Origin of the sequence: Bacteroides sp. AF39-16AC (assembly GCF_003602735.1) — a bacterium.
GTDB classification, from domain to species: Bacteria; Bacteroidota; Bacteroidia; order Bacteroidales; family Bacteroidaceae; genus Bacteroides; species Bacteroides uniformis.
In genome coordinates, this window is the sequence record NZ_QTLN01000033.1 from 14,788 (window position 1) to 36,603 (window position 21,816).

The window sequence follows — 21,816 nt, forward strand, 5'->3', positions numbered from 1 at the left end:
TATATCGCGCCGCTACAACCAACTACCTTTGCTGCGATCAAGCCCTGGAGGATTCGAAGGGAGCTGGCCGTATAGGACTTACCCGTTTTCGTTTTGCGGTTGCAAAGGTAGACATTATTTTGGAATCTGCAATAGCTTGCGGCGGTTTTTTTATTTGTTTTTTTAGATTCTCTATTCTATCCCTCTTCATGGCCTTCTTATATAGACACTTTGGAGGGGAGGTACGGATTCTTTCCGGCATTACGATGGACAAATATTCCTTTTACTAGAAAGTATTCGTCCGACATATGTAACCTTATCGTCCGACGGCTGTTGAATTATCGTCCGACAGCTGTCGGACGATAATTCAACAGCCGTCGGACGAATACTTCTTAGTATACCGGAATCTAAAGTATAGTTATGCAAAAGATTGCCATTTGAGAAGAAAATAATAATCGGGGACAAAAAAACAGATAGGCTATTGTGTGCTACCTTGAAAATAAGCATTATTTTTGTGCAACTAACTATATAGTCATTATACGCATGAACAAACACATATTGTCATTCTACCTTTTTTTCTGCCTTTTTCTTTTTCCCCCTTTGGTCGAAGCAATTGCCGGCTGGAATAGCTTTATCGTCAATTTTGATAAAAGTGTTTATGGTAAGGGGGCCCAGACTTGGCAGATAGCACCCTATGATGACAAGTGGGTATATTTCGCCAACAAGAACGGTATGGTGCAATTTGATGGCAATGTCTGGAATGTGTTTCCATTGAACAATGCTTCCGATGTGCGTTCCGTTCTGGCTTCTGCCACCCAAAAAAGAATTTATGTGGGGGGCATCAATGAATTCGGCTATTATGAACCGGATACGGACGGTTCTTTGGCCTATCATTGCATGTCCGATACTTTGGAGAGTTCCGTTCGTTTTCTTGGAAATGTGTGGGGCATCCATGAGACAGACAATATCTTGTATTTCCAAGGGGACGGGTGCGTGGTGAAGTACCTGAACGGCAAATATACCGCCATTGAAATGAATGCCAAGATAGACTGTTCCAATATGGTCAATGGTATTCTTTACATCGGTACGGACAGAGGCGTATGGCTTTTGGTTGGAAACACTTTTTTCCCTCTTCAGGGTGCCGATGCGTTGGCTTCCAAGCGTATTCGTGGCATTATACCTTATAAGAAAGGTGTTCTGGTGGTGACTGCATACAACGGACTTTACTATTGTGACGGGCGTACGATGGAACCGTTTGTCACCGGTGCCGAAGAGTTTATGCGTGAGAATGAAGTCTTTTGCGTAGCCAAAAAGGATGATAAGATTGCCTTGGGAACCATTCATAAAGGATTGGTACTGGTGGATTGCAGCACCATGCAACTGAAATATTTCAATGAGAACAACGGCTTGCGTAACAATACGGTGCTTTCTGTCTCCTTCGATACGACCGGAAACCTCTGGGCCGGTCTGGATAGCGGCATTGACTACGTCTGTCTGAGTTCTCCTTTTACGAATCTCTATTCCTATCCTTATTCCTACGGCACGGGATATACGGCGGCGGTAGAAGGCGGTTATCTTTATTTAGGTACCAATCGGGGTTTGTATTACACCTCGTATCCGGTACAGATGAACGGCGATTTGCCGGATATCCGTCCGATGCCCCAATCCAGCGGACAGGTCTGGAACCTTTGCCGTATAGGTGATGAACTCTTCTGTCTGCACGACCGTGGTATTTTCCTTATCAATGGTACTTCCGTAAAACGTGTGACGGATATTGCCGGCGCCTGGTGTTGCCAACTTGTGGCAGGACGTACGGACCTTATGTATGTCGGGGTATATAACGGTATTTATTTGGTTGGGAAAAAGAATGGAGAATGGCAGGTGGTTGGCAAGATTGAGGGTGTGAACGATTCTTGCCGTCTTTTTGAGCAGGAAAGCGATAAGGTGATTTGGGTGTATAATACAGACCACGTTACCCGTGTGGATTTGGATAATGATTTGACAAAAGCCGTACGTATAAAGGAATATAGCGCGAAGGATGGTTTCCCGGTAGGGCGTGATATGTATATAGCGAAGATAGAAGACCGGGTGTATTTTGCCACTCCCCGGGGAATCTATAAGCATAATCCTCATAAAGATGTCATGGAGCCTTGTCCGGATATGAACAACCTTTTGAATGGCACCACGGCCTATTCGCGTATCTTGGAGTATCACGATAAGTTGATAAGTTTGAGCCCTCACGAAATCTGTATTGCCAATCTGGGTACCTATAAGCGGGGGGCGAATACAAGCATTAATCCCATCCAGCAATCGCTGATTGAACTGGTACCCGGTTTTGAAACGATTATTCCTCTTTCAGATTCGCTGATGGTGGTTCCTAATGAAGGAGGTTTCGCTTTATTCAGCATCCCGGCCGTAAGAGAGCGTCAGGATCGTAGCCACTCCTTATATATAAGGAACATGTATCTGTCTTATCCCAAGGATTCATTGGTATATACCGCAAACTTTTTAGGAGAGAAGCCGGTTCCGGTGATAGCTTATTCCATGAATTCCGTTCGTTTTGACTATGCCCTTTCTTTTTTTTCGGTAGGGGATGATATTCGTTTTCAATATCGTTTGAATAAGGGAGGCTGGTCCGATTTCACAACGGTACGCACCAAGGAGTATAGCAGCTTGTCGGAAGGGGAATATACGTTTGAAGTTAAGGCGGTCTTTCCTGACGGTACGACATCATCGGATACAATCGCCTTCCGTATACTTCCACCGTGGTATCGCAGTGCTGCTGCATACGTTTGTTATATCATCTTGGCTTTGCTTGCCTTGTGGCATGTCTATCGCTGGGACGATGTCCGCGTGAAGCGGAAAAAGCAACAGGCTGTGGTCGAGAAGGACAAGGAACTGCATGATATGGAAAGGGAATATGAAGAGGAGAAGGCTCGCCAGGAAAAGCAGATTATGCAGTTGGAGAAAGAAAAGCTGGAATACGATTTGCAGCATAAGAGTCAGGAAATGGCCAATCTGATGATAAACTTTGTCCGTAAGAATGAAATGCTGACTGAAATCAAGTCGGAGATACTTAAAGTATCCGCATTGCTGAAAGGTGAGGGTGCCCGGGAAGGAAAACAGCAGCTTATACTTATTAATAATAAAATAGACGGTAATATACAGAGTGACGAGGTGCTGAAGCGTATTGAAGACCAGTTCGACTTGATACATAACAATTTCATGAAACGTCTTCATGCCAAGCATCCGGAGCTTTCGCACAACGAACGTATGATGTGCGCTTATCTGAAGATGAACCTTTCCACGAAAGAAATAGCACCTCTGCTGAACATTTCGGTTCGTGGAGTTGAAACAATCCGTTATCGTCTTCGTAAGAAGTTCGCTTTAGAGAGAGAGGATAGTTTGACGGATTATTTAAGCAATAAACTGTAGTCTTTAGATATTAACTTCCTTTAAAAGAAGGAAGTGCATGGAAGGGAGGAATTTAATATTCCTCCCTTTTGTGTTCTATAACATGTTGTGACGTAATACTTAAAAGTATATATTAAGTATTGATTATTAGTAAGTTATTTGTTGATGACGTATTGATAACGTATTTGAATTTTGTATTTGACGTATTTAAGAATGATTGTTTTTTGTTTGTTTTATTGCCTTTTACTCTATGTTTGCACTGTTCGATTGAGGACAAAACCGAGAAACGTTAATCTTAATTTAGTAAAACTTATGAAAAAGTTATTATCAGTTTTATTTCTGTTAAGCTTTACCTTGGCTTCTGTATATGCCCAAAATATACAGGTAAAAGGTACAGTGGTAAGCGGTTCGGATAATGAACCGTTGCCTGGAGTAAATGTGGTAGTTAAAGGTACTACCAATGGTGGAATTACTGATTTGGACGGTAATTTTACATTGTCGGTTCCTGCCGACGCAACACTTTCTATTACTTATATTGGTTTTAAGTCACAAGAAGTAGCGGTAAATGGAAAAAATTCCTTGAAAATAGTTCTTCAGGAAGATTCAGAAACGCTGGACGAAGTAGTAGTGGTGGGGTATGGTGTTCAGAAAAAAAGTGTGGTAACAGCATCTATTGCCAAAGTTAGTAGTGAGGATTTGGAAAACAAATCTCCGGTGCGTATGGATAATGCATTGAAAGGTTTGGCTGCAGGTGTGGATGTAACTTCAGCTTCTGGTCAGCCAGGTGATTCTCCTCGTGTACGTGTACGTGGTATTGGTACTATCAACAATAGTGATCCGCTCTACATTGTAGACGGTATGCCTATTGGGGGTGGTCTTGATTTTGTAAATCCTAATGATATCGAGTCTATCGAAGTGTTGAAAGATGCTGCTTCTGGTGCTATCTATGGTGCGCGTGCTGCTAATGGCGTTATTCTAGTAACTACCAAAAAAGGTAAGATGGGTAAGGCACAAATTAATTACAATTTTTCTTATGGCTGGCAGAGTGCATGGAAGAGACGTAATGTGACTAGTGCGACAGACTATGCTATCCTTCAGAATGAAGCCAATGTGAATGGTGGTCAGGCTCCAATTTATGCAGATCCTTATAATTTGATTGATGCTAATGGAAATTCTATCAAAGGATTTGGCACTGATTGGCAAGATCTTGTTTTCTATGACAATGCTCCGGTAGTGAATCATGATGTGACAGTTAGTGGTGCATCGGAAAAAGTAAATTATTATTTGTCTTTGGGGTATTATTCACAAGATGGTATTGTTGGTGGTAATCACGGACATTCTAATTATGACCGTTTGACTATTCGTTCCAATACTCAATATAATCTAATTGATGCATCTAAAGAACGCGGTTTCCTTAATAAATTGGATTTAGGTGTAAATTTGGCTTATATGCGTACGCATTCAACAGGTGTTGGTACTAACTCTGAATTCGGTTCAATTTTGGGATCGGCTCTTTATCTGTCTCCTATTTTGACCCCTACATTGACTGGTGATGCAGCTGAAAAGATGATTGAAACTTATAAAGATTTTGATTTGCCTCGTGATGCAAATGGTGATCCTTATACAGTACCTGGCTATGGAGGAGCTTATCAGGAAATGAATAATCCGCTGGCTATGATGACATTGACTCCTACAAAGAATTGGTCGCATAAGTTTGTTCCAAAGTTTTCTATTGATCTTCAATTGTGGGATAATTTGAAGTATCACTTCAATTATAGTGCTGATATGGGATTTTGGGGTAATGAAGGGGCTACTAAGAGCAAGTATTATCTCTCAGCTAATAATAAGGCAACACATACTAATGCATCTTCATTCAAGGCACAGAATGTGACATGGCAGATTGAAAATACATTGACTTATGATAAAACTATCGGCAAACATACATTTGGTGTTGTATTAGGACAGTCTGCCCTTAAATATAAGGGAGATCAACTTGGTGGTAACCGTTGGAATCTGGTGAATCCTAATAAACCTTCTATTGATTATGCTACAGGGAATGTTGAATATACAAAGGATGCAGATGGTAATATTACTGGTGCTACAGTTCAGTATGGCGTTTATGGAGGTCCTTATACAGAACATAGAATGTCATCTATGTTTGCTCGTTTGAGTTATAACTATAATGAACGCTATATGATTCAGGCTACAATCCGTCGTGATGGTTCAAGTCGTTTTGGTATTAATAATAAATATGGTACATTCCCTTCAGTATCTGTGGGATGGAATGTGACAAATGAGGAATTTATGGCTGATACGCGAGAATGGTTGTCTAACCTAAAGGTTCGTGCCAGTTGGGGTAAGAATGGTAATGATAACATAGCCGAATTTGGTTATACTTCATTGACAGCCATGGGTAATAATGTCCTTTTGGGCAAAGATGCCATCAAATGGAATGGTTCTAAAGCACAACGTTTGGCAAATCCTGATTTGAAATGGGAAGAGAGTGAACAAACTGACTTGGGTATTGATTTGGGATTCTTTAATAATGCTTTAACATTCAGTGCCGACTATTACATAAAGAAAACCAATGGCATGATTATTACGATGCCTATCCCGAGTTATGTAGGTGAAACTAAGCCTCTTGGTAACGTAGGTGATATGGAAAATAGTGGTTTTGAGTTTGAACTTGGCTATAAATGGAATATTGCTGATGCTAAATTTGCAGTAAAGGGAAATGCTACTTATCTTAAAAATGAATTGAAGAATTTGGGAAATGATACTGGCTATATGGATTTAGATGGTATTCAAGGATTCTCTGGCGGCGGTACACGCGGCTCTAACGGACAACCTTTCCCCTATTTCTATGGTTACAAGACTGACGGTGTTTTCCAGAATATGGATGAAGTTCGTGCTTATGTCAATAAAGATGGTAAAATGATTATGCCGGATGCGGTTCCTGGTGATACACGTTTTGTGGATGTAAATGGTGATGGCAGCATCTCGGCAGATGACCGTACTAACATTGGTAATGGTACTCCGGATTGGACTTATGGTTTGAATCTCAATGCTGATTGGAAAGGCTTTGATTTTAATATTTTCTTCCAAGGTGTGGCTGGTGCTGATGTGTTTGATGGCACTTATCGTACAGATGTTGCTTCTGGTAACTATCCTTCTTGGATGTTGGGACGTTGGACTGGTGAAGGTACTTCTAATAAGTATCCTCGTCTGGCTGTCGGTAATGCAACGAACTGGATGGTATCTGATCTTTATGTTTGTGATGGTTCATATCTTCGTCTTAAGAATATTACTTTGGGATATACATTGCCTAAGACTCTTACTCGCAAACTTACTATTGAACATCTGCGTGTGTATGTGCAAGCTGAAAATCTTGTGACTTGGACCAAATATTGGGGATTTGATCCTGAAATTTCTTCAGGTGCAACTTCTCTTGGTGTTGACCGTGGTATTTATCCGCAGGCTCGCACATATACAGTAGGTGTAAATGTTTCTTTCTAATCTAAAAATAAGAACTATATGAAAACAAATAAAATATTAGCAATAGGCTTACTTGCTGCCGCTACAGTGTTGACTACCGGTTGCAGTGACAGTTTTCTTGAGGTGGAAAATCCGACAGGTGAACCATTGGAAGATTATTATACTACGGATGAGCATATTCAGGAAGCTCTGATTGCCGCCTATGACCCTCTCCATTGGCCAGATTGGGGATTGGGACAGTACAATGCCTTGAATATTGACGGTGAAATTATGGGCGATAATTTTTGGGTAGGTGGTGCAACCAAGACCGACATGCAGAATTGGCATATGTTGTTTAATTATGAGGCTAATGAAAATAATACACTTGGCTCTCTTTGGACAGTGGACTATTCTGGTATCAAACGTTGTAATGACTTACTGAAATATCTTGATTGGGGTACTGATGTTACTGAGGCCAATCGTAAACTCTATGAGATGCAAGCCCGTTTACTACGTGTTTTCTATTATAATATGTTGTGGCATTATTTTGGTAATGTACCTTTCTATTTGGAGAATCTTTCCGAACCTCCTTATACGGCTCCGCAATATACTGCCGATCAGGTTTATGCTGAGTTGATCGCAGAACTTGAAGCTGTAATTGACTCTAAGGTGTTACCTTTGAAATATTATAAAACAATCAAAGAAGGTAAAGAAGTTGACGACGAAGGTCAGTTGGGACGTGTCACTCAAGCTATGGCTTATATGGTATATGCTGAAATGGTAATGTATCAGAATGATGAAAGTCGTTTCTCAAAAGCTTTAGGTTATATGAAGGAGCTTATTGATAGTCCTAGCTTTAGATTGAATCCTAGTTTTGCCAACATCTGGGAAACGGAAGGTGAATGGTGTGACGAATCTATCTGGGAAATTAATTATGAGCAAACTAATAACGAACGTGGCTGGGGAAGTCCGTTAGCTGTTGGTGGTACAGTGCTTCCTACTCTGATTTCTCCTAACTCTTTCCCAGGTGATGATGGTTGGTCAAAGGGTAATGATGGCTGGGGATTTATGCCCATGCGTCTTGAAACTTATCAAATGTTTAGTGAACAAGACAAACGTCGTGATGCAACTTGCTGGGTGATTGCCGAAGATGTAGAATATACGAAACGTTATCAAGATACTCATATTTGGTTACAAAAATATCGTCCGTATGATAAGAACTTCAAGCAGTCTTCCGGTGACCAGAATTTGAACTATAATAACAATTATCGTTATTATCGTTATGCTGAGACATTACTAAATGCTGCAGAACTTTCTCTTCGTACAGGTGGAAGTGGTACAGGTGAGGCTAAGACATGGTTGAACGAAGTTCGCACCCGTGCCGGTTTGGCTGGACTTGCAAACGTTACGGTTGACGATGTACTTACAGAACGTCGTTTGGAATTTGTAGGTGAAGGCAAGCGTTATTTTGATTTGGTACGTGCTGAAGGAATCAGTGGAGCATCAGCCAGCAATAAGGCTACTACTGCACTGGTCCCCGATGAATATGGTTACCGTACTAATTCTTGGACTGCCAAGAAGAAATACATTCCTATTGCACAAGGAGAGTTGGATTCCGATCCGGCTTTGGTTCAGAATGCTTATAAATAGTTTACCATAACTCCATTAATAAATAATTGATATGAAAAATATATTTAAATATATGGCAGGCGTGTTGGTTGCTGGTTTTGCAATGACTTCATGTTCGCCTGAAGATTTTACGGGAGCCAATGGCAATATCCCACAAGCATCGGATTATACTGATAACTTTAAAGTTACTGTAGATCAGACAACCAATTATGCAAACTTTGAATTTACTTCTGCTCCTGGAGTGTCTCCAATTTGGATAATTGACGGCGCTTATCAAGCCTCATATGGTTTTTCCAAATATTATCGTAAAAAAGGTTCATATACAGTAGAATGTAAAGTAAAGAACGCAAATGGCATTAGTGATGGTTCGATAACCAAAACCTTTGAAATAGAGAAGACTATTATGAACGGTTTTGGTGGTTTTGTGGAAGATAGTGAATTTAACATGTTTAAGGGAGTAACTTTCAATGTGGCATCTTTCTACTATGCTCCAGGATGGGGGCAGATTGCAGATCCAAAATATACTTATCAGAATGGTGCATTTGTTGTTTCCTTACCGGAAGCTACTACCGATCAGTGGCAAGCTCAGATGCATGTGGAATTGGATAAGGTAATTGCTTTGTCAGTGGATAAAACCTATGATTTTTCGGTGATAATCACTTCTACTACCAAACATCCGGGCGTGACGGTTAAAGTACAGCAGAAAGGTGATGACAATACGTTTATCAATATGCAGCGTGTGGCTTTAGATGCTAATGAGCCTAAGTGTATATGGTTCAGTAACGTACCCGGTGTGAATATTACCGACTTGAAGTTTGCACTTGATTTTGGTGGTAATGAAGCTAATACGGATATTACTTTGGAAAGCTTTGTCTTGAAAGACCATGCTAATGATGACGGTACGGAAATTCCTGAAGTACAAGAGCCTGAACCTTCTTGGGTGAAGGTGGATAGTGAAGACAATCTTTGGAACGGGGCAACCTTTACCAATACTTTCTTCTATGCAAACCCGGATTGGAGTGCTAGACCTAATCCAGATTTAGTGGTGGATGGAAATGCTTATACACTCACTTTCCCTGATGCTACTGAAGCACAATGGCAGAACCAGTTCTCGTTTGTTACAGATTTGTCAGCCGATACAGAAACTGCCTATGATTTCTGTGTCACTCTAAATCCTAGTACTGATTTGAAGGGGGTAACAGTAAAACTGGTTCAGACTGATGAACCTGATGTCAAACATGATGATAACTTCTTCTTTGCAGAACAGACGGATTTGTTGGGTAATGAAGATAATAAATTTTGGGTTGCAAATAAAAAGGCGCCTAAAGATATGCATGCTATATCTTTAGTCTTGGATTTTGGTGGAAATCCTGCTGACACAAAAGTGACTATTAAAGATATTATTTTCCAGACTCATAGAGATTGATGACTAGTATTAGATAGAATATTGGTCTGCTAAAAGCAGTGAATAATAAAAAGGGGGAAGGATGTGTGTTATCTTGGCAATTGCTGGAGTTTCATCCTTTCCCTTTTTCTCTACTTATGTTGTAAAATATATATATATGAAATACTATTGTCTATTATCTATTCTTTTGTTTTCGTTGATTGCTTGTGGCAGTAGCGATGACAAGGAACCGCAATCCGAGGATGTTACCATTAAATGTTCTCCTGAAAAGATAGAGGCTGTTGCACAAGCTAGCCAATATGTGGTGAATGTGGTTTGTTCTGGTAAAGAGTGGACAGCTTTTGCCTCTGATGATTGCAGTTCATGGGTCAAAGTAAATGTAATGGGTTCTTCTTCTAGCCAAGGCACAGCGACAGTTATAGTCAGTGCTCATACGGGTACTACTTCTCGTACTGGTACGGTGGTAGTTAAATCTGGTGCTACTCGTGTATCTATTCCTCTTACGCAAGCGGCTCCTTTATCAGTGTCACAGACTGAGTTGTATTCTAATTCTATAGGAGAATCTTTTGTCTTATCTGTTATTGCTTCTGGCGAATGGAATGTGAAATCCAATGATAGTTGGATTAGCGCAGAAAAAAATAGTGGGGAAATTGTTGTGACCACTTTAGCTAATGATGCAAAGATTTCCCGTACGGGTACAGTTGAGGTTGTGGCTGGTGCAGAGAAAGTAACGGTAACAGTTATTCAAGAATCGGCTGAAGATCTGGATATCAATACTCCTGAGGGGTATCGGTTGGTTTGGCATGATGAATTTAATGAGGGTACATCTCTTGGCAATGATTGGACACACGAGGTTCAAGGAGCAGGGTGGGTAAATAATGAACTTCAAAATTACGTCAATGGTTCTGCTGACGGAAAGCGTGTGACAGAACTTGTGGACGGTAAGTTGAATATTAATTGTTTCAAAGGCTCCGATGGTAAAATTTACTCTGGTCGTGTGTATGCTAAAGTGAATACTGGTTGGGAATATGGCTATTTTGAAGCACGTATCATGTTGCCTGAAGGCAAGGGGACGTGGCCGGCTTTTTGGATGATGCCAGTTGGTAATGACTGGAATACTAACCCATGGCCCATGTGTGGTGAAATAGACATTATGGAGGAAGTGGGAGTCGTACCCAACGAAGTCTCTTCGTCTATCCATACGCAAGATTATAATCATACTATAGGTACGCAGAAAACACATGCCATGACTATAGAACAGGCAGAAGGAGAATTTCATCTCTATGCTTTAGAGTGGACAGAAGATGCCATCACTACATACGTAGATGGCAAGGTACAGTTGGCTGTTACCAAGCAACAATTGGGAGCTGGTCATAATCAATGGCCTTTCCATTATGCTTTCTATCCCATTCTGAATCTGGCTTGGGGCGGTGATTGGGGTGGAATGAACGGTGTGGACGAGTCTGCTCTTCCAGTGACGATGAAGGTGGACTATGTACGCGTGTTTCAGAAAAAATAGAGCCTTCATATTTAAATTTTATTTAAATATGAAGGCTGAATGTTTTTTATTTATAACATAAATACCTTATGCTTTAGGACAATTGATAATGAAAAAAGAAAAAATATTTATTTTTATCTGTTTAGTTTTGTTGTCTGCCTGTTCTCCTTCTTCTCTAGACGGTATTGTAATAGAGAAAGCGGCAGACGGTTATAAACTCTATATCGACGGAAAAGAAACCTATATTAAAGGCGTAGGCGGCACATATCGGTTGGACATTGCCGCCCAGAGTGGTGCCAATGCCTTCAGAACCTGGGGAGGTAATGTGGAGGAGATAAAGAAAAACCTGGCATTGGCTTCGGAGCACAACATGTACGTAATGCAGGGAATAGGCATGACCAAAGACTCCATACGCTATTACGATGATGAATATAAGAACAAGATGCGCGAAGAAGTCCGCTTGTTGGCAGAAACGTTCAAGAATGATACGAGTTTGCTGGCTTGGGGTATTGGCAATGAAATTGAGTTGGGAAATGCCAATATAGCTGCCGCATGGAATTTTGTGGAAGAACTGGCACAGCTGATTAAGTCGATAGACAAGCGTCATCTGGTTTCGACAGTGATTTCCTACAATCCGTCGGCATTGGACTCTGTGGCAAAGTATGCTCCATCTCTCGATTATGTGGGTATCAATGTATATGGTCCGATGGGAGAGGTGCAGATGGTTGTTGACAAGTCGGACTACAAGGGTGCATTTATGATTACCGAGTGGGGACCGACCGGTTGGTGGGAAACAGCTTCTACCGAGTGGAAAGCACCCATAGAGCAGACCAGTGAAGAAAAACGGCAGGTGTACGAAGAGCGTTATACGCAATATATTTCTGCCAATCCCCGTTGCTTGGGCTCTTTTGTATTCTTGTGGGGACAAAAAGAAGAACGTACGCCTACCTGGTTCAGTATGTTTGTAGAAGACATGGTGGATATGCTGCCTCTGAAAGGAGAAAAGACTCCTATGGTAGAGGCTATGCAAAGAGTGTGGACTGGTAAGGAACTGGATGAAACGGCTCCGGTAATTCTGGGTATGATGACTGTCAATGGGAAGAGTGCTATTGATAATGTCCGCATCAAGGCAGGTGCTTCATTGAAAGCAGAGGTTGCGGCCATAGACAAGGAAAATGATTCTCTGACTTATGTTTGGGAAGTGCTTAAAGAAGCTACAGTGCTGGGCTTTGGAGGTTCTTATGAACCGCGTCCGGAAAGAGTCGGTGAGGTGGTTATGTCAGATAAAAATGTGTATGAGACTGCAATTAAAGTTCCCGGAGAATATCGTTTGTACGTATATGTACTTGATAATACGGGCTTTGTCTCAACAGCAAATATTCCATTTCAAGTAATAGATTAAAGATGAAAACAATGAAAATGCTCTCTGCTTGTTTGTTGCTGTTTCCTTTTATATCTTGTACTCAAGTGCAGGATACAAAAGGTGATGCAGTCATTGAGCAGAAAATAGAAACGCTGTTGTCCCGTATGACCTTGGAAGAAAAGATTGGGCAGATGAACCAGATTTCTTCTTATGGCAATATAGAGGACATGAGCGGATTGATAAAGAAAGGTGAGGTCGGGTCTATTCTGAATGAAGTAGACCCGGTACGTGTCAATGCCTTGCAGCGCGTGGCTATGGAGGAGTCCCGTTTGGGCATTCCCTTGCTGATGGCGCGCGATGTCATTCATGGCTTCAAGACCATATTTCCTATCCCTCTGGGGCAGGCGGCCTCTTTCAATCCTCAGGTGGCCGAGGACGGTGCACGGGTGGCGGCTGTCGAGGCTTCTGCTGCGGGCATTCGTTGGACATTTGCTCCGATGATTGATGTGGCGCGTGATCCCCGTTGGGGACGTATGGCCGAGGGATGTGGAGAAGATACATACCTCACTTCGGTGATGGGGGCTGCCATGGTAAAAGGCTTTCAGGGGGATTCTTTGAATCATCCGACCTCCATTGCAGCATGTCCCAAACATTTTGTAGGGTATGGGGCTGCGGAAGGAGGACGCGACTACAACTCTACTTTTATTCCGGAGCGCCGCTTGCGTAATGTCTATCTTCCTCCATTCGAGGCTGCTGCCAAGGCCGGGGCGGCCACTTTCATGACTTCGTTCAATGATAATGACGGAGTGCCGTCTACCGGGAACACTTTTATTCTGAAAGATGTGCTTCGTGATGAATGGGGATTTGACGGAGTGGTGGTTTCTGACTGGGCTTCGGTAGCCGAAATGATAGCGCATGGCTTTGCTGCCGATTCCAAAGAGGCAGCGATGAAAGCAGTGAATGCCGGTGTGGATATGGAGATGGTCAGCTATACGTTTGTCAAGGAACTGCCGGAGTTGATAAAAGAAGGAAAAGTCAAGGAATCTGCCATAGATGATGCTGTGCGGAATATTCTGCGCATCAAGTACCGCTTGGGGTTGTTCGATAACCCATACGTGGATGAGAAACGTATGGAGGTGCTTTATGCTCCTTCACATCTGGAGGCTGCCAAGCAAGCTGCTGTGGAGTCGGCCATCTTGCTGAAGAACGAAAAGGAGACATTGCCTCTGCAATCTTCGGTAAAAACTATTGCCGTGGTAGGCCCGATGGCGAATGCGCCATACGACCAATTGGGTACCTGGGTATTTGATGGCGACAAGACAAAGACTGTGACACCGCTGACTGCCATCAAGGAATTGGTGGGAGACAAAGTACAAGTGATATACGAACCGGGCCTGACTTATAGCCGTGACAAGAATATGGCCGGCGTAGCCAAAGCCGCCGCTGCCGCAGCACGTGCCGATGTTATTCTGGTGTTTGTAGGCGAGGAAGCTATTCTTTCAGGCGAGGCGCATTGCCTGGCCGACCTGAACTTGCAAGGTGCACAAAGTGAACTGATTGCCGCTTTGGCGAAAACGGGTAAACCGGTGGTTACCGTTGTAATGGCAGGACGTCCGCTGACTATAGGAAAAGAAGTCGAACTCTCGTCTGCCGTGCTTTATTCGTTCCATCCCGGAACCATGGGAGGACCGGCATTGGCCGACCTGCTGTGGGGCAAGGCAGTACCAAGCGGCAAGACTCCGGTGATTTTCCCGAAGATGGTAGGACAAATACCGGTTTATTATGCTCATAACAATTCCGGACGTCCGGCTACGCGGAATGAGGTCTTGCTGAATGACATTCCGTTGGAAGCGGGGCAGACTTCGTTGGGATGTACCTCTTTCTATATGGATGCAGGTTTCGACCCGTTGTATCCTTTTGGCTACGGTCTGTCGTATACGACGTTCAAATACGACAACGTGAAGCTGTCCTCTGCCAATCTGAAGAAGGACGATGTGCTGACTGTGACTTTCGACCTTGAGAATACCGGAAAGTATGAAGGTACCGAGGTAGTACAGCTTTACGTGCAGGACAAGTTCGCTTCGGTGACCCGTCCGGTGAAAGAATTGAAACGCTTTGTCCGCGTCACATTGAAACCGGGTGAGAAGAAAAATGTATCGTTTGAACTTCCGATAAGTGAACTTGCTTTCTGGAATATAGATAGGATGAAGACGGTGGAAGCCGGAGACTTTGCTCTTTGGGTGGCACCGGATAGCCAGAGTGGAGAAGCAGTTTTCTTTAAGGTAGTAGATTGATTGTTGATTTAAGGTTAAAAAGAGAAGGGGCGGACCGTGACGGTTCGCCCCTTCTTACGTTTATATAAATGCTTTGTTCTTTATAAGCCCCGCCTTCCGGCAAAGAAAGGCACCGGCAAATAACTCATCGCTTATCACTTATAACTTTCTTATATCCATACACCGCATTGTTTCCCAACTCTTCTTCGATGCGAAGCAGTTGGTTGTACTTTGCCATACGGTCCGAGCGGCTCAGCGAACCGGTCTTGATTTGTCCGCTGTTGGTAGCTACGGCTATGTCCGCAATGGTTGCATCTTCGGTTTCGCCGGAACGGTGGGAAGTCACGGTGGTATATCCGTGGCGGTGTGCCATTTCGATGGCGTTCAGTGTCTCGGTCAGCGAACCTATCTGGTTTACTTTAATCAGTATGGAGTTGGCACAGCCTTTTTCGATACCCATTGCGAGGAAGTCCACATTGGTGACGAACAAGTCGTCGCCTACCAACTGGCAGCGGTTGCCGATACGGTCGGTCAGTTTTTTCCAGCCGTCCCAGTCGTTCTCGCTCATGCCGTCTTCGATAGAGTCGATGGGATACTTGTTGATTAACTCTTCCAGATAGTCAATCTGTTCGTCGGCAGTACGTTTCTTGCCTTTTTCACCTTCGAATTTGGTATAATCGTAGATGCCATCATGGTAGAACTCGGAAGAAGCGCAGTCCATGGCAATCATTACATCTTTGCCCGGTTCGTATCCGGCAGCCTTGATGGCGGCAATGATGGAGTTCAAGGCATCTTCTGTACCCTCCAGATTAGGAGCAAAACCTCCTTCATCGCCTACTGCTGTGCTGAGGCCACGGTCTTTCAGGACTTTCTTCAGTGCGTGGAACACTTCGGCACCCATACGCAAACCTTCGCGGAAGGAAGTGGCACCTACGGGGCGTATCATGAATTCCTGGAAAGCAATGGGAGCGTCACTATGCGAACCGCCGTTGATGATGTTCATCATCGGTACAGGCATCACATAGGTATTTGTACCACCGATATATCGGTAGAGTAGGATGTCAAGGTAAGCGGCGGCAGCCTTGGCTACAGCAAGAGATACGCCGAGGATGGCATTGGCACCCAGATTGGCTTTCGTTTTGGTTCCGTCCAGTGCAAGCATGGCATGGTCGATACCCATCTGGTCGAGGGCGGACATACCGATGAGCTTGGGAGCAATGATATTATTGATATTGTCCACGGCTTTCAGGACACCTTTGCCTCCGTAACGTTTTTTGTCACCGTCACGCAGTTCCAATGCTTCGTGTTCTCCCGTGGATGCTCCTGACGGGACAGATGCACGGCCTATGAAGCCGGATTCCAAGGTTACGTCTACTTCTACAGTTGGGTTACCTCTTGAATCGAGGATTTCACGTCCGATAATCTTCTCTATTTTCATATTCAGTCAATTTTAATTATAAACTATCTTACTAACAAATGAAAACAAGGAATTGTTTTTCGTTTTTAATCCTTTATTGTAATGCCTAAAAGAGCAGTCAACTCCATGGCTTGGGAAGTATTGACGATGGCTCCCCGTATGTCGGGCAGGTTGAGGCGTATACCTCCTATGTGCGAGTCGCTCAAGTCGATTCCTCTTAGAGGGGTGTGTGAAAACTCGGATTCTACCAGCTCACAGTTTTCAAAGGCGATGGAGGCAAGTTTGCAGTCGTTGACGTCGCTGTTGCGCAAGTCACAAGAGGTGAAGCGGGCTTGATTGATTTTACTCATGGAAAGATTGAGGTATCTGGCATTGCAGTCCTTCATTGTCAGATGGTTCAATATTGTTTCCGGCAGATTGGTTCCCACCAGTTTGCAGGATATGAATTCCACTCTGAACAGAGAACTTTCGGCAAATGAGATGTTGGAAAGGTCGCAATGTTCAAAACGTACATCAGTGAAATGGCAGGATTTCAGTTTGCAGGCGCTGAATTGGATATGACTGAAAGTACAGTTGGTGATGCTTTTGTAGGAATACTCCATGTGTTCCTCTGTCCGTTTACCGAAGTGAAGGTCTCTGACAGTTTCTTCCGTATTCAGCCATTCTTCCAATGATTTGGAACTTTCACTTTGTCCCTCTAAGGTAGGAGGGATGATGCGTACGGGAGGCATGACAAAAGGCTTGCTGGGTTTCATAGGGGTGTTTGGGTTATATACAGCGTCCGAAGGCGCCGCCGGCGAAGGCTGCCAGGACTCCTAATGTGATACTTAATAAGGTATATAAGGCAAACATTCCGTAGAATTCTTGCTTTATCAGAATCAGTCCGTCATTGCTGAAAGTGGAGAAGGTGGTGAATCCTCCGCACAGACCGGTAGTCAGCAACAGCCGTACCTCAGTAGAAAGGTTGAAACGGGCGGATAAGGTATAGAATAGCCCGATGAGGAAACTTCCGAGGATATTGACTGTGAATGTAGCCCATGGGAAAGAGTAGGGGACTATGCGCTCGTGGAGCATCATCTGCACGCAGTAGCGCAGTACGCTGCCGGTACCGCCGCCAAGGAATATAGCTATCAGTAATCTAGTCATAGGTTTTCTGGGGTTGGTTTTGGCTGCAAAGGTAGTGAAGACAAAGGAATTTCAGTAAATCATAGCCCGAAATTTCATAAAGCGATTCTGTACTGGGGGAAGTAGTTATTGGTGGGATGTATATAATTTTGATATTTGATATGAGTGATTGCCAATCTTGGTTCCGGATAGTTCGTGATGGGGCAGAAGCGATTTACTAAATCTTGGAGGAAGATTTAGTAAATCGTTGCCGGAGATTTAGTAAAATGTCCGGGAGATTTTAGTAAACGAGTAGAAGGGGCTTTGGAAGGATGACTGGTTTGTCTGTATTTTTGGATACGGTAATAACTAGTGAAACTTGAGCCACTCTTGAAATTGAGGTCTTAACCGTTCAAATGCCATATTGTAGAGACCTCTCTAGAACCTTGTCTTGATAATCAGCGATTTATTTTCATTGGCTGTAGAGATTGTATCCATTCCTTCTCATTCTCTTCCTGCCTTTCTTTCTTCACTTGTAGAGAAGGGTTGTTCTTAATTTGTTGTTTTTTAGAGTTTTAACGAAATTGGTTGTAGATGTCATTTCCTTGTATTCCCGTCATTCACACCCTAACTTTGCAACATCGAATTCAAGAGAATGAAAGTTTATCGTTGAGGCCTCACGATGGATCTCCACTTCTTGAAAGAGAGGAAAAGGCTTCGGCCTATTTATTACATTATTATATTAACTTTCTAAAACATTAAAAATTATGGGACTTCAGTATGTAGTGGCAAAGAGAATCTTTGGTTTTGACAAGGACAAAAATGTAAAGTATGTAGCTAAATCCGTAGGAGCGGGTGAATTGGATTTTGATAAGTTGTGTGCCAAAGTGAGCCGTATTCTTGGTATTCACAGAAAGACGGTGGACTTAGTGGCTGCAGGACTGGTGGACATCATGTCGGAAGAAATAGACGATGGAAAGACTGTTCGTTTAGGTGATTTCGGATTGTTCCGCCCTTCTTTTGTAGGGAAGAGTGCTGATACGGAGGCTGGCGTTTCGGCCAGTAACATTGTCCGTAAACGTATTCTGTTTTTTCCGGGGAAAGCTTTTAGTCAAATGTTGGGCAATATGAGCGTCACCAAGATGGTGGTTCCCGATACGGACTATACGGATGGAAGTAGCAATGGTGGAGGGGATAACTCCAATCCTTCGGGAGGCAATGACGGGGACCAAGGTGAAAATCCTTTGGGATAATTCCAGTGCACGATTAAAGTTGTAAAAATATGGAGGGCGAAGTTTTCGTAGCGATACTTCTCCTTCTATTTTGTTTGTAGGCAGGATATTGTTCAAGGGAAGTTGGTTTTCATGCAAACGTTTGCCGACAAATCATCATCATTTTAGTTTAATTGCGTCAGAGTGTATTTCTTTCCTGCCTATATTTGCATCTGGAACATAATTTTATAAATATAGCATGAGAAACATGAAAGCAATCTGTACAAAATTAGCCTGCTTCCTGCTCGTTTTGTTGGTGAGCGGCGTAGCAATGGCAGAGAGTATTACCTCTCCCAACGGACAACTTCAATTGAATTTTTCGGTAAATGCGCAAGGCGAACCCGTTTACGAACTTTCTTACAAAGGAAAGCCGGTGATTAACCCTTCCAAATTAGGACTCGAACTGAAGAACGACCCCGGTCTGATGAATGGCTTCACGATGGCGGATGCAAAGACTTCCACTTTCGACGAGACTTGGGAACCGGTATGGGGTGAAGTAAAGCAAATCCGTAACCACTACAATGAGCTGGCTGTGACGCTCAACCAAAAGGCGCAGGATAGGAACATCATTATCCGCTTCCGTTTGTTCGACGATGGTATGGGCTTCCGCTATGAATTCCCTTTGCAGAAGAACCTGAACTATTTCGTGATTAAAGAGGAGCGTACTCAGTTTGCCATGACTGGCGACCACACTGCCTTCTGGATTCCGGGCGACTACGATACGCAGGAATATGACTACACAGAATCCAAACTTTCTGAAATCCGCGGGCTGATGAAAGGGGCCATTACGCCTAACTCTTCGCAAACCCCGTTTTCGCCCACCGGTGTTCAGACTTCTTTGCAGATGAAGACTGCTGATGGTTTGTACATCAACTTGCACGAGGCTGCTTTGGTGGATTACTCTTGCATGCACTTGAATCTGGATGATAAGAATTTTGTTTTTGAATCTTGGCTTACTCCCGATGCAGTAGGCGATAAAGGTTATCTGCAAGCTCCCTGCACGTCACCGTGGCGTACGGTTATCGTAAGCGACGATGCTCGTGACATCCTTGCCTCTAAAATCACGCTGAACTTGAACGAACCTTGTGCTTACGAGGACGTTTCCTGGATTAAGCCCGTGAAATACGTAGGTGTATGGTGGGAAATGATTGCAGGTAAGAGCACCTGGGCATATACAGACGACCTTCCCTCCATCAAACTGGGTGAAGTGGACTACTCCAAAATAAAGCCCAATGGCCGTCACGGTGCCACTAACGAAAATGTAAAAAAGTACATCGACTTCGCAGCCGAGCACGGTCTGGACCAAGTATTGGTAGAAGGCTGGAATGAAGGCTGGGAAGACTGGTTTGGCAAATCCAAGGATTATGTATTCGATTTTGTGACCCCTTATCCCGATTTCGACGTGAAGATGCTGAATGAATATGCCAAGAGCAAAGGCGTGAAGCTGATGATGCATCATGAGACATCCGGTTCGGTGCGCAACTACGAACGTCACATGGACAAGGCCTATCAGTTTATGGTGGATAATGGCTACAATGCCGTGAAGAGCGGATATGTAGGTAATATGATTCCCCGTGGTGAACATCATTATGGGCAATGGCTGAACAACCACTACCTCTATGCCGTGAAGAAGGCAGCCGACTACAAAATTTGTGTAAATGCGCACGAAGCTGTACGCCCTACCGGTTTGTGCCGTACTTATCCTAACTTGATTGGCAACGAATCTGCACGAGGAACTGAATATGAGGCATTCGGCGGTAGCAAACCGTTCCATACCACATTGCTTCCATTCAACCGCTTGATTGGCGGTCCGATGGATTATACACCGGGTATCTTCGATACCAAACTTGACTTTATGGGCGATTTGCCCCACGGACAAGTGCAGACTACACTTGCTAAGCAACTCGCTCTGTATGTAACTTTATACAGCCCGTTGCAGATGGCTGCCGACTTGGTTGAGAACTACGAAAAGCACATGGATGCTTTCCAATTCATCAAGGATGTGGCAGTAGACTGGGACGACAGCAAGTACATTGAAGCAGAACCGGGTGATTACATTACCGTGGCCCGTAAGGCAAAAGGAACCGGCAACTGGTTTGTTGGAGGTATTACAGACGAGAATGCACGTACAGCCAACTTTACGCTCGACTTCCTTGAACCGGGCAAGCAATACGTAGCCACTCTCTATGCCGACGGTAAAGATGCTGATTACAAGGAGAACCCTACTTCTTATCAGATAAAGAAGGGTATCGTAACCAGCAAGACCAAAATGTCCGTGAAGGAAGCGCGTAGCGGTGGTTTTGCATTGAGCTTGATTGAAGCGACTCCGGCTGACAAGAAAGCTGTGAAGAAGTGGAGATAATTTAGGGTAGAAAGAGTTTTTATTAGGCATTAGTGAGGCCCCGCAGAAGTCCAATCTTTGCGGGGCTTTTTTTGTGTTAGGGTAAGCTCATTCTTATACCGTAAAAATAGCATCAAGACCCGAGTTTTTGGTAAGTTCGTTCTTTGGGGAAACCTTTATTTTTGCACTCAGATAACAGATTGCATAATCATTAAAAATCAGAGATATGAATACGGATAAGAAAATCAGTCGTCGGGAGGCTTTAAAGCGTATGGGATTTGCCGTGATGAGCAGTGCTATCGCATCTTCCGGCCTACTCTCGTTGGCATCCTGCGAAACAAAAAGGAGTAAGCGTATCATCTTTTATTTTACCGGAACGGGTAACAGTCTTTACATCGCCCGTCAGTTGGCTGGAGAGAACGCAGAATTGTTGAGTATCCCTCAGATGGTGAAACGGGGGAAGTATGAATTTGAGGCAGATGAAATCGGCATCGTTTATCCCATCTACGGTCATATGCCTCCCTATATGGTACGGCAGTTCATTCAGAAAGCAAAACTGAAGGCAGAATACAAGTTTGCTGTCCTCACCTATGGTGTGTAGCTAACACTTGAAAAGGGACCCGGGTAGCATTTGAAACGTGTACCACC

The 21,816-nt window shown here is 43.5% G+C and carries 12 protein-coding genes and 1 pseudogene; 10 read left to right on the forward strand and 3 right to left on the reverse strand.

The features are described 5' to 3' along the window. Positions 1 to 522 precede the first annotated feature (522 nt). The 7 genes from DW039_RS18900 (at position 523) to bglX (ending at position 15,056) form a co-directional block, all read left to right on the forward strand. On the forward strand, positions 523 to 3,414 hold the full coding sequence (locus DW039_RS18900) for a triple tyrosine motif-containing protein (RefSeq protein WP_120382230.1): 2,892 nt from the start codon (positions 523 to 525) through the stop codon (positions 3,412 to 3,414). Between the two features lie 291 nt (positions 3,415 to 3,705). Next, on the forward strand, positions 3,706 to 6,909 hold the full coding sequence (locus DW039_RS18905) for a TonB-dependent receptor (protein WP_120382231.1): 3,204 nt from the start codon (positions 3,706 to 3,708) through the stop codon (positions 6,907 to 6,909). Positions 6,910 to 6,927: 18 nt separating this feature from the next. Beyond that, positions 6,928 to 8,517, forward strand: a complete 1,590-nt coding sequence (locus tag DW039_RS18910) for a RagB/SusD family nutrient uptake outer membrane protein (RefSeq protein ID WP_005826837.1) — start codon at positions 6,928 to 6,930, stop codon at positions 8,515 to 8,517. A 31-nt stretch (positions 8,518 to 8,548) separates the two neighbouring features. Next, positions 8,549 to 9,922 carry a hypothetical protein gene (locus DW039_RS18915; RefSeq protein WP_005826835.1) on the forward strand — a complete coding sequence of 458 codons (1,374 nt, stop codon included), beginning with the start codon at positions 8,549 to 8,551 and terminating at the stop codon, positions 9,920 to 9,922. Between the two features lie 136 nt (positions 9,923 to 10,058). Then, positions 10,059 to 11,420: a family 16 glycosylhydrolase gene (locus tag DW039_RS18920; RefSeq protein ID WP_005826833.1), complete on the forward strand. Its 1,362-nt coding sequence runs from the start codon at positions 10,059 to 10,061 to the stop codon at positions 11,418 to 11,420. A gap of 88 nt (positions 11,421 to 11,508) precedes the next feature. Then, positions 11,509 to 12,801 carry a hypothetical protein gene (locus DW039_RS18925; protein ID WP_120382232.1) on the forward strand — a complete coding sequence of 431 codons (1,293 nt, stop codon included), beginning with the start codon at positions 11,509 to 11,511 and terminating at the stop codon, positions 12,799 to 12,801. A gap of 2 nt (positions 12,802 to 12,803) precedes the next feature. After that, complete coding sequence (gene bglX, locus DW039_RS18930; protein ID WP_120382233.1) at positions 12,804 to 15,056, forward strand: beta-glucosidase BglX; 2,253 nt, start codon at positions 12,804 to 12,806, stop codon at positions 15,054 to 15,056. A gap of 124 nt (positions 15,057 to 15,180) precedes the next feature. Here bglX and eno read toward each other — a convergent pair whose 3' ends face one another. The 3 genes from eno to crcB form a co-directional block, all read right to left on the reverse strand. Then, positions 15,181 to 16,473 carry a phosphopyruvate hydratase gene (eno, locus tag DW039_RS18935; RefSeq protein ID WP_120382234.1) on the reverse strand — a complete coding sequence of 431 codons (1,293 nt, stop codon included), beginning with the start codon at positions 16,471 to 16,473 and terminating at the stop codon, positions 15,181 to 15,183. Between the two features lie 65 nt (positions 16,474 to 16,538). Beyond that, complete coding sequence (locus tag DW039_RS18940; RefSeq protein ID WP_016273353.1) at positions 16,539 to 17,207, reverse strand: pentapeptide repeat-containing protein; 669 nt, start codon at positions 17,205 to 17,207, stop codon at positions 16,539 to 16,541. A 13-nt stretch (positions 17,208 to 17,220) separates the two neighbouring features. Next, a complete protein-coding gene (gene crcB, locus DW039_RS18945) occupies positions 17,221 to 17,598 on the reverse strand; it encodes a fluoride efflux transporter CrcB (protein ID WP_005826820.1) in 378 nt (125 codons plus the stop codon). 725 nt (positions 17,599 to 18,323) lie between these two features. Between crcB and DW039_RS18950 the strand changes: the two genes are divergently transcribed. The 3 genes and pseudogenes from DW039_RS18950 to DW039_RS18960 all read left to right on the forward strand — a co-directional run. Continuing rightward, positions 18,324 to 18,809 (forward strand): DsbA family protein, encoded by a 486-nt coding sequence (locus tag DW039_RS18950; protein ID WP_005835937.1) that lies wholly within the window; start codon positions 18,324 to 18,326, stop codon positions 18,807 to 18,809. A 217-nt stretch (positions 18,810 to 19,026) separates the two neighbouring features. After that, positions 19,027 to 21,189 (forward strand): glycoside hydrolase family 97 protein, encoded by a 2,163-nt coding sequence (locus DW039_RS18955; RefSeq protein WP_120382235.1) that lies wholly within the window; start codon positions 19,027 to 19,029, stop codon positions 21,187 to 21,189. A gap of 205 nt (positions 21,190 to 21,394) precedes the next feature. Next, a pseudogene (locus tag DW039_RS18960) lies at positions 21,395 to 21,763 on the forward strand (EFR1 family ferrodoxin); the annotation flags it as partial. Positions 21,764 to 21,816 lie beyond the last annotated feature (53 nt).

Bases quoted from the DNA above. Each gene is read 5' to 3' on its own strand.
- DW039_RS18900 (WP_120382230.1), top strand. From the start codon at position 523: ATGAACAAACACATATTGTCATTCTACCTTTTTTTCTGCCTTTTTCTT.
- DW039_RS18905 (WP_120382231.1), top strand. From the start codon at position 3,706: ATGAAAAAGTTATTATCAGTTTTATTTCTGTTAAGCTTTACCTTGGCT.
- DW039_RS18910 (WP_005826837.1), top strand. From the start codon at position 6,928: ATGAAAACAAATAAAATATTAGCAATAGGCTTACTTGCTGCCGCTACA.
- DW039_RS18915 (WP_005826835.1), top strand. From the start codon at position 8,549: ATGAAAAATATATTTAAATATATGGCAGGCGTGTTGGTTGCTGGTTTT.
- DW039_RS18920 (WP_005826833.1), top strand. From the start codon at position 10,059: ATGAAATACTATTGTCTATTATCTATTCTTTTGTTTTCGTTGATTGCT.
- DW039_RS18925 (WP_120382232.1), top strand. From the start codon at position 11,509: ATGAAAAAAGAAAAAATATTTATTTTTATCTGTTTAGTTTTGTTGTCT.
- bglX (WP_120382233.1), top strand. From the start codon at position 12,804: ATGAAAACAATGAAAATGCTCTCTGCTTGTTTGTTGCTGTTTCCTTTT.
- eno (WP_120382234.1), bottom strand. From the start codon at position 16,473: ATGAAAATAGAGAAGATTATCGGACGTGAAATCCTCGATTCAAGAGGT.
- DW039_RS18940 (WP_016273353.1), bottom strand. From the start codon at position 17,207: ATGAAACCCAGCAAGCCTTTTGTCATGCCTCCCGTACGCATCATCCCT.
- crcB (WP_005826820.1), bottom strand. From the start codon at position 17,598: ATGACTAGATTACTGATAGCTATATTCCTTGGCGGCGGTACCGGCAGC.
- DW039_RS18950 (WP_005835937.1), top strand. From the start codon at position 18,324: ATGGGACTTCAGTATGTAGTGGCAAAGAGAATCTTTGGTTTTGACAAG.
- DW039_RS18955 (WP_120382235.1), top strand. From the start codon at position 19,027: ATGAGAAACATGAAAGCAATCTGTACAAAATTAGCCTGCTTCCTGCTC.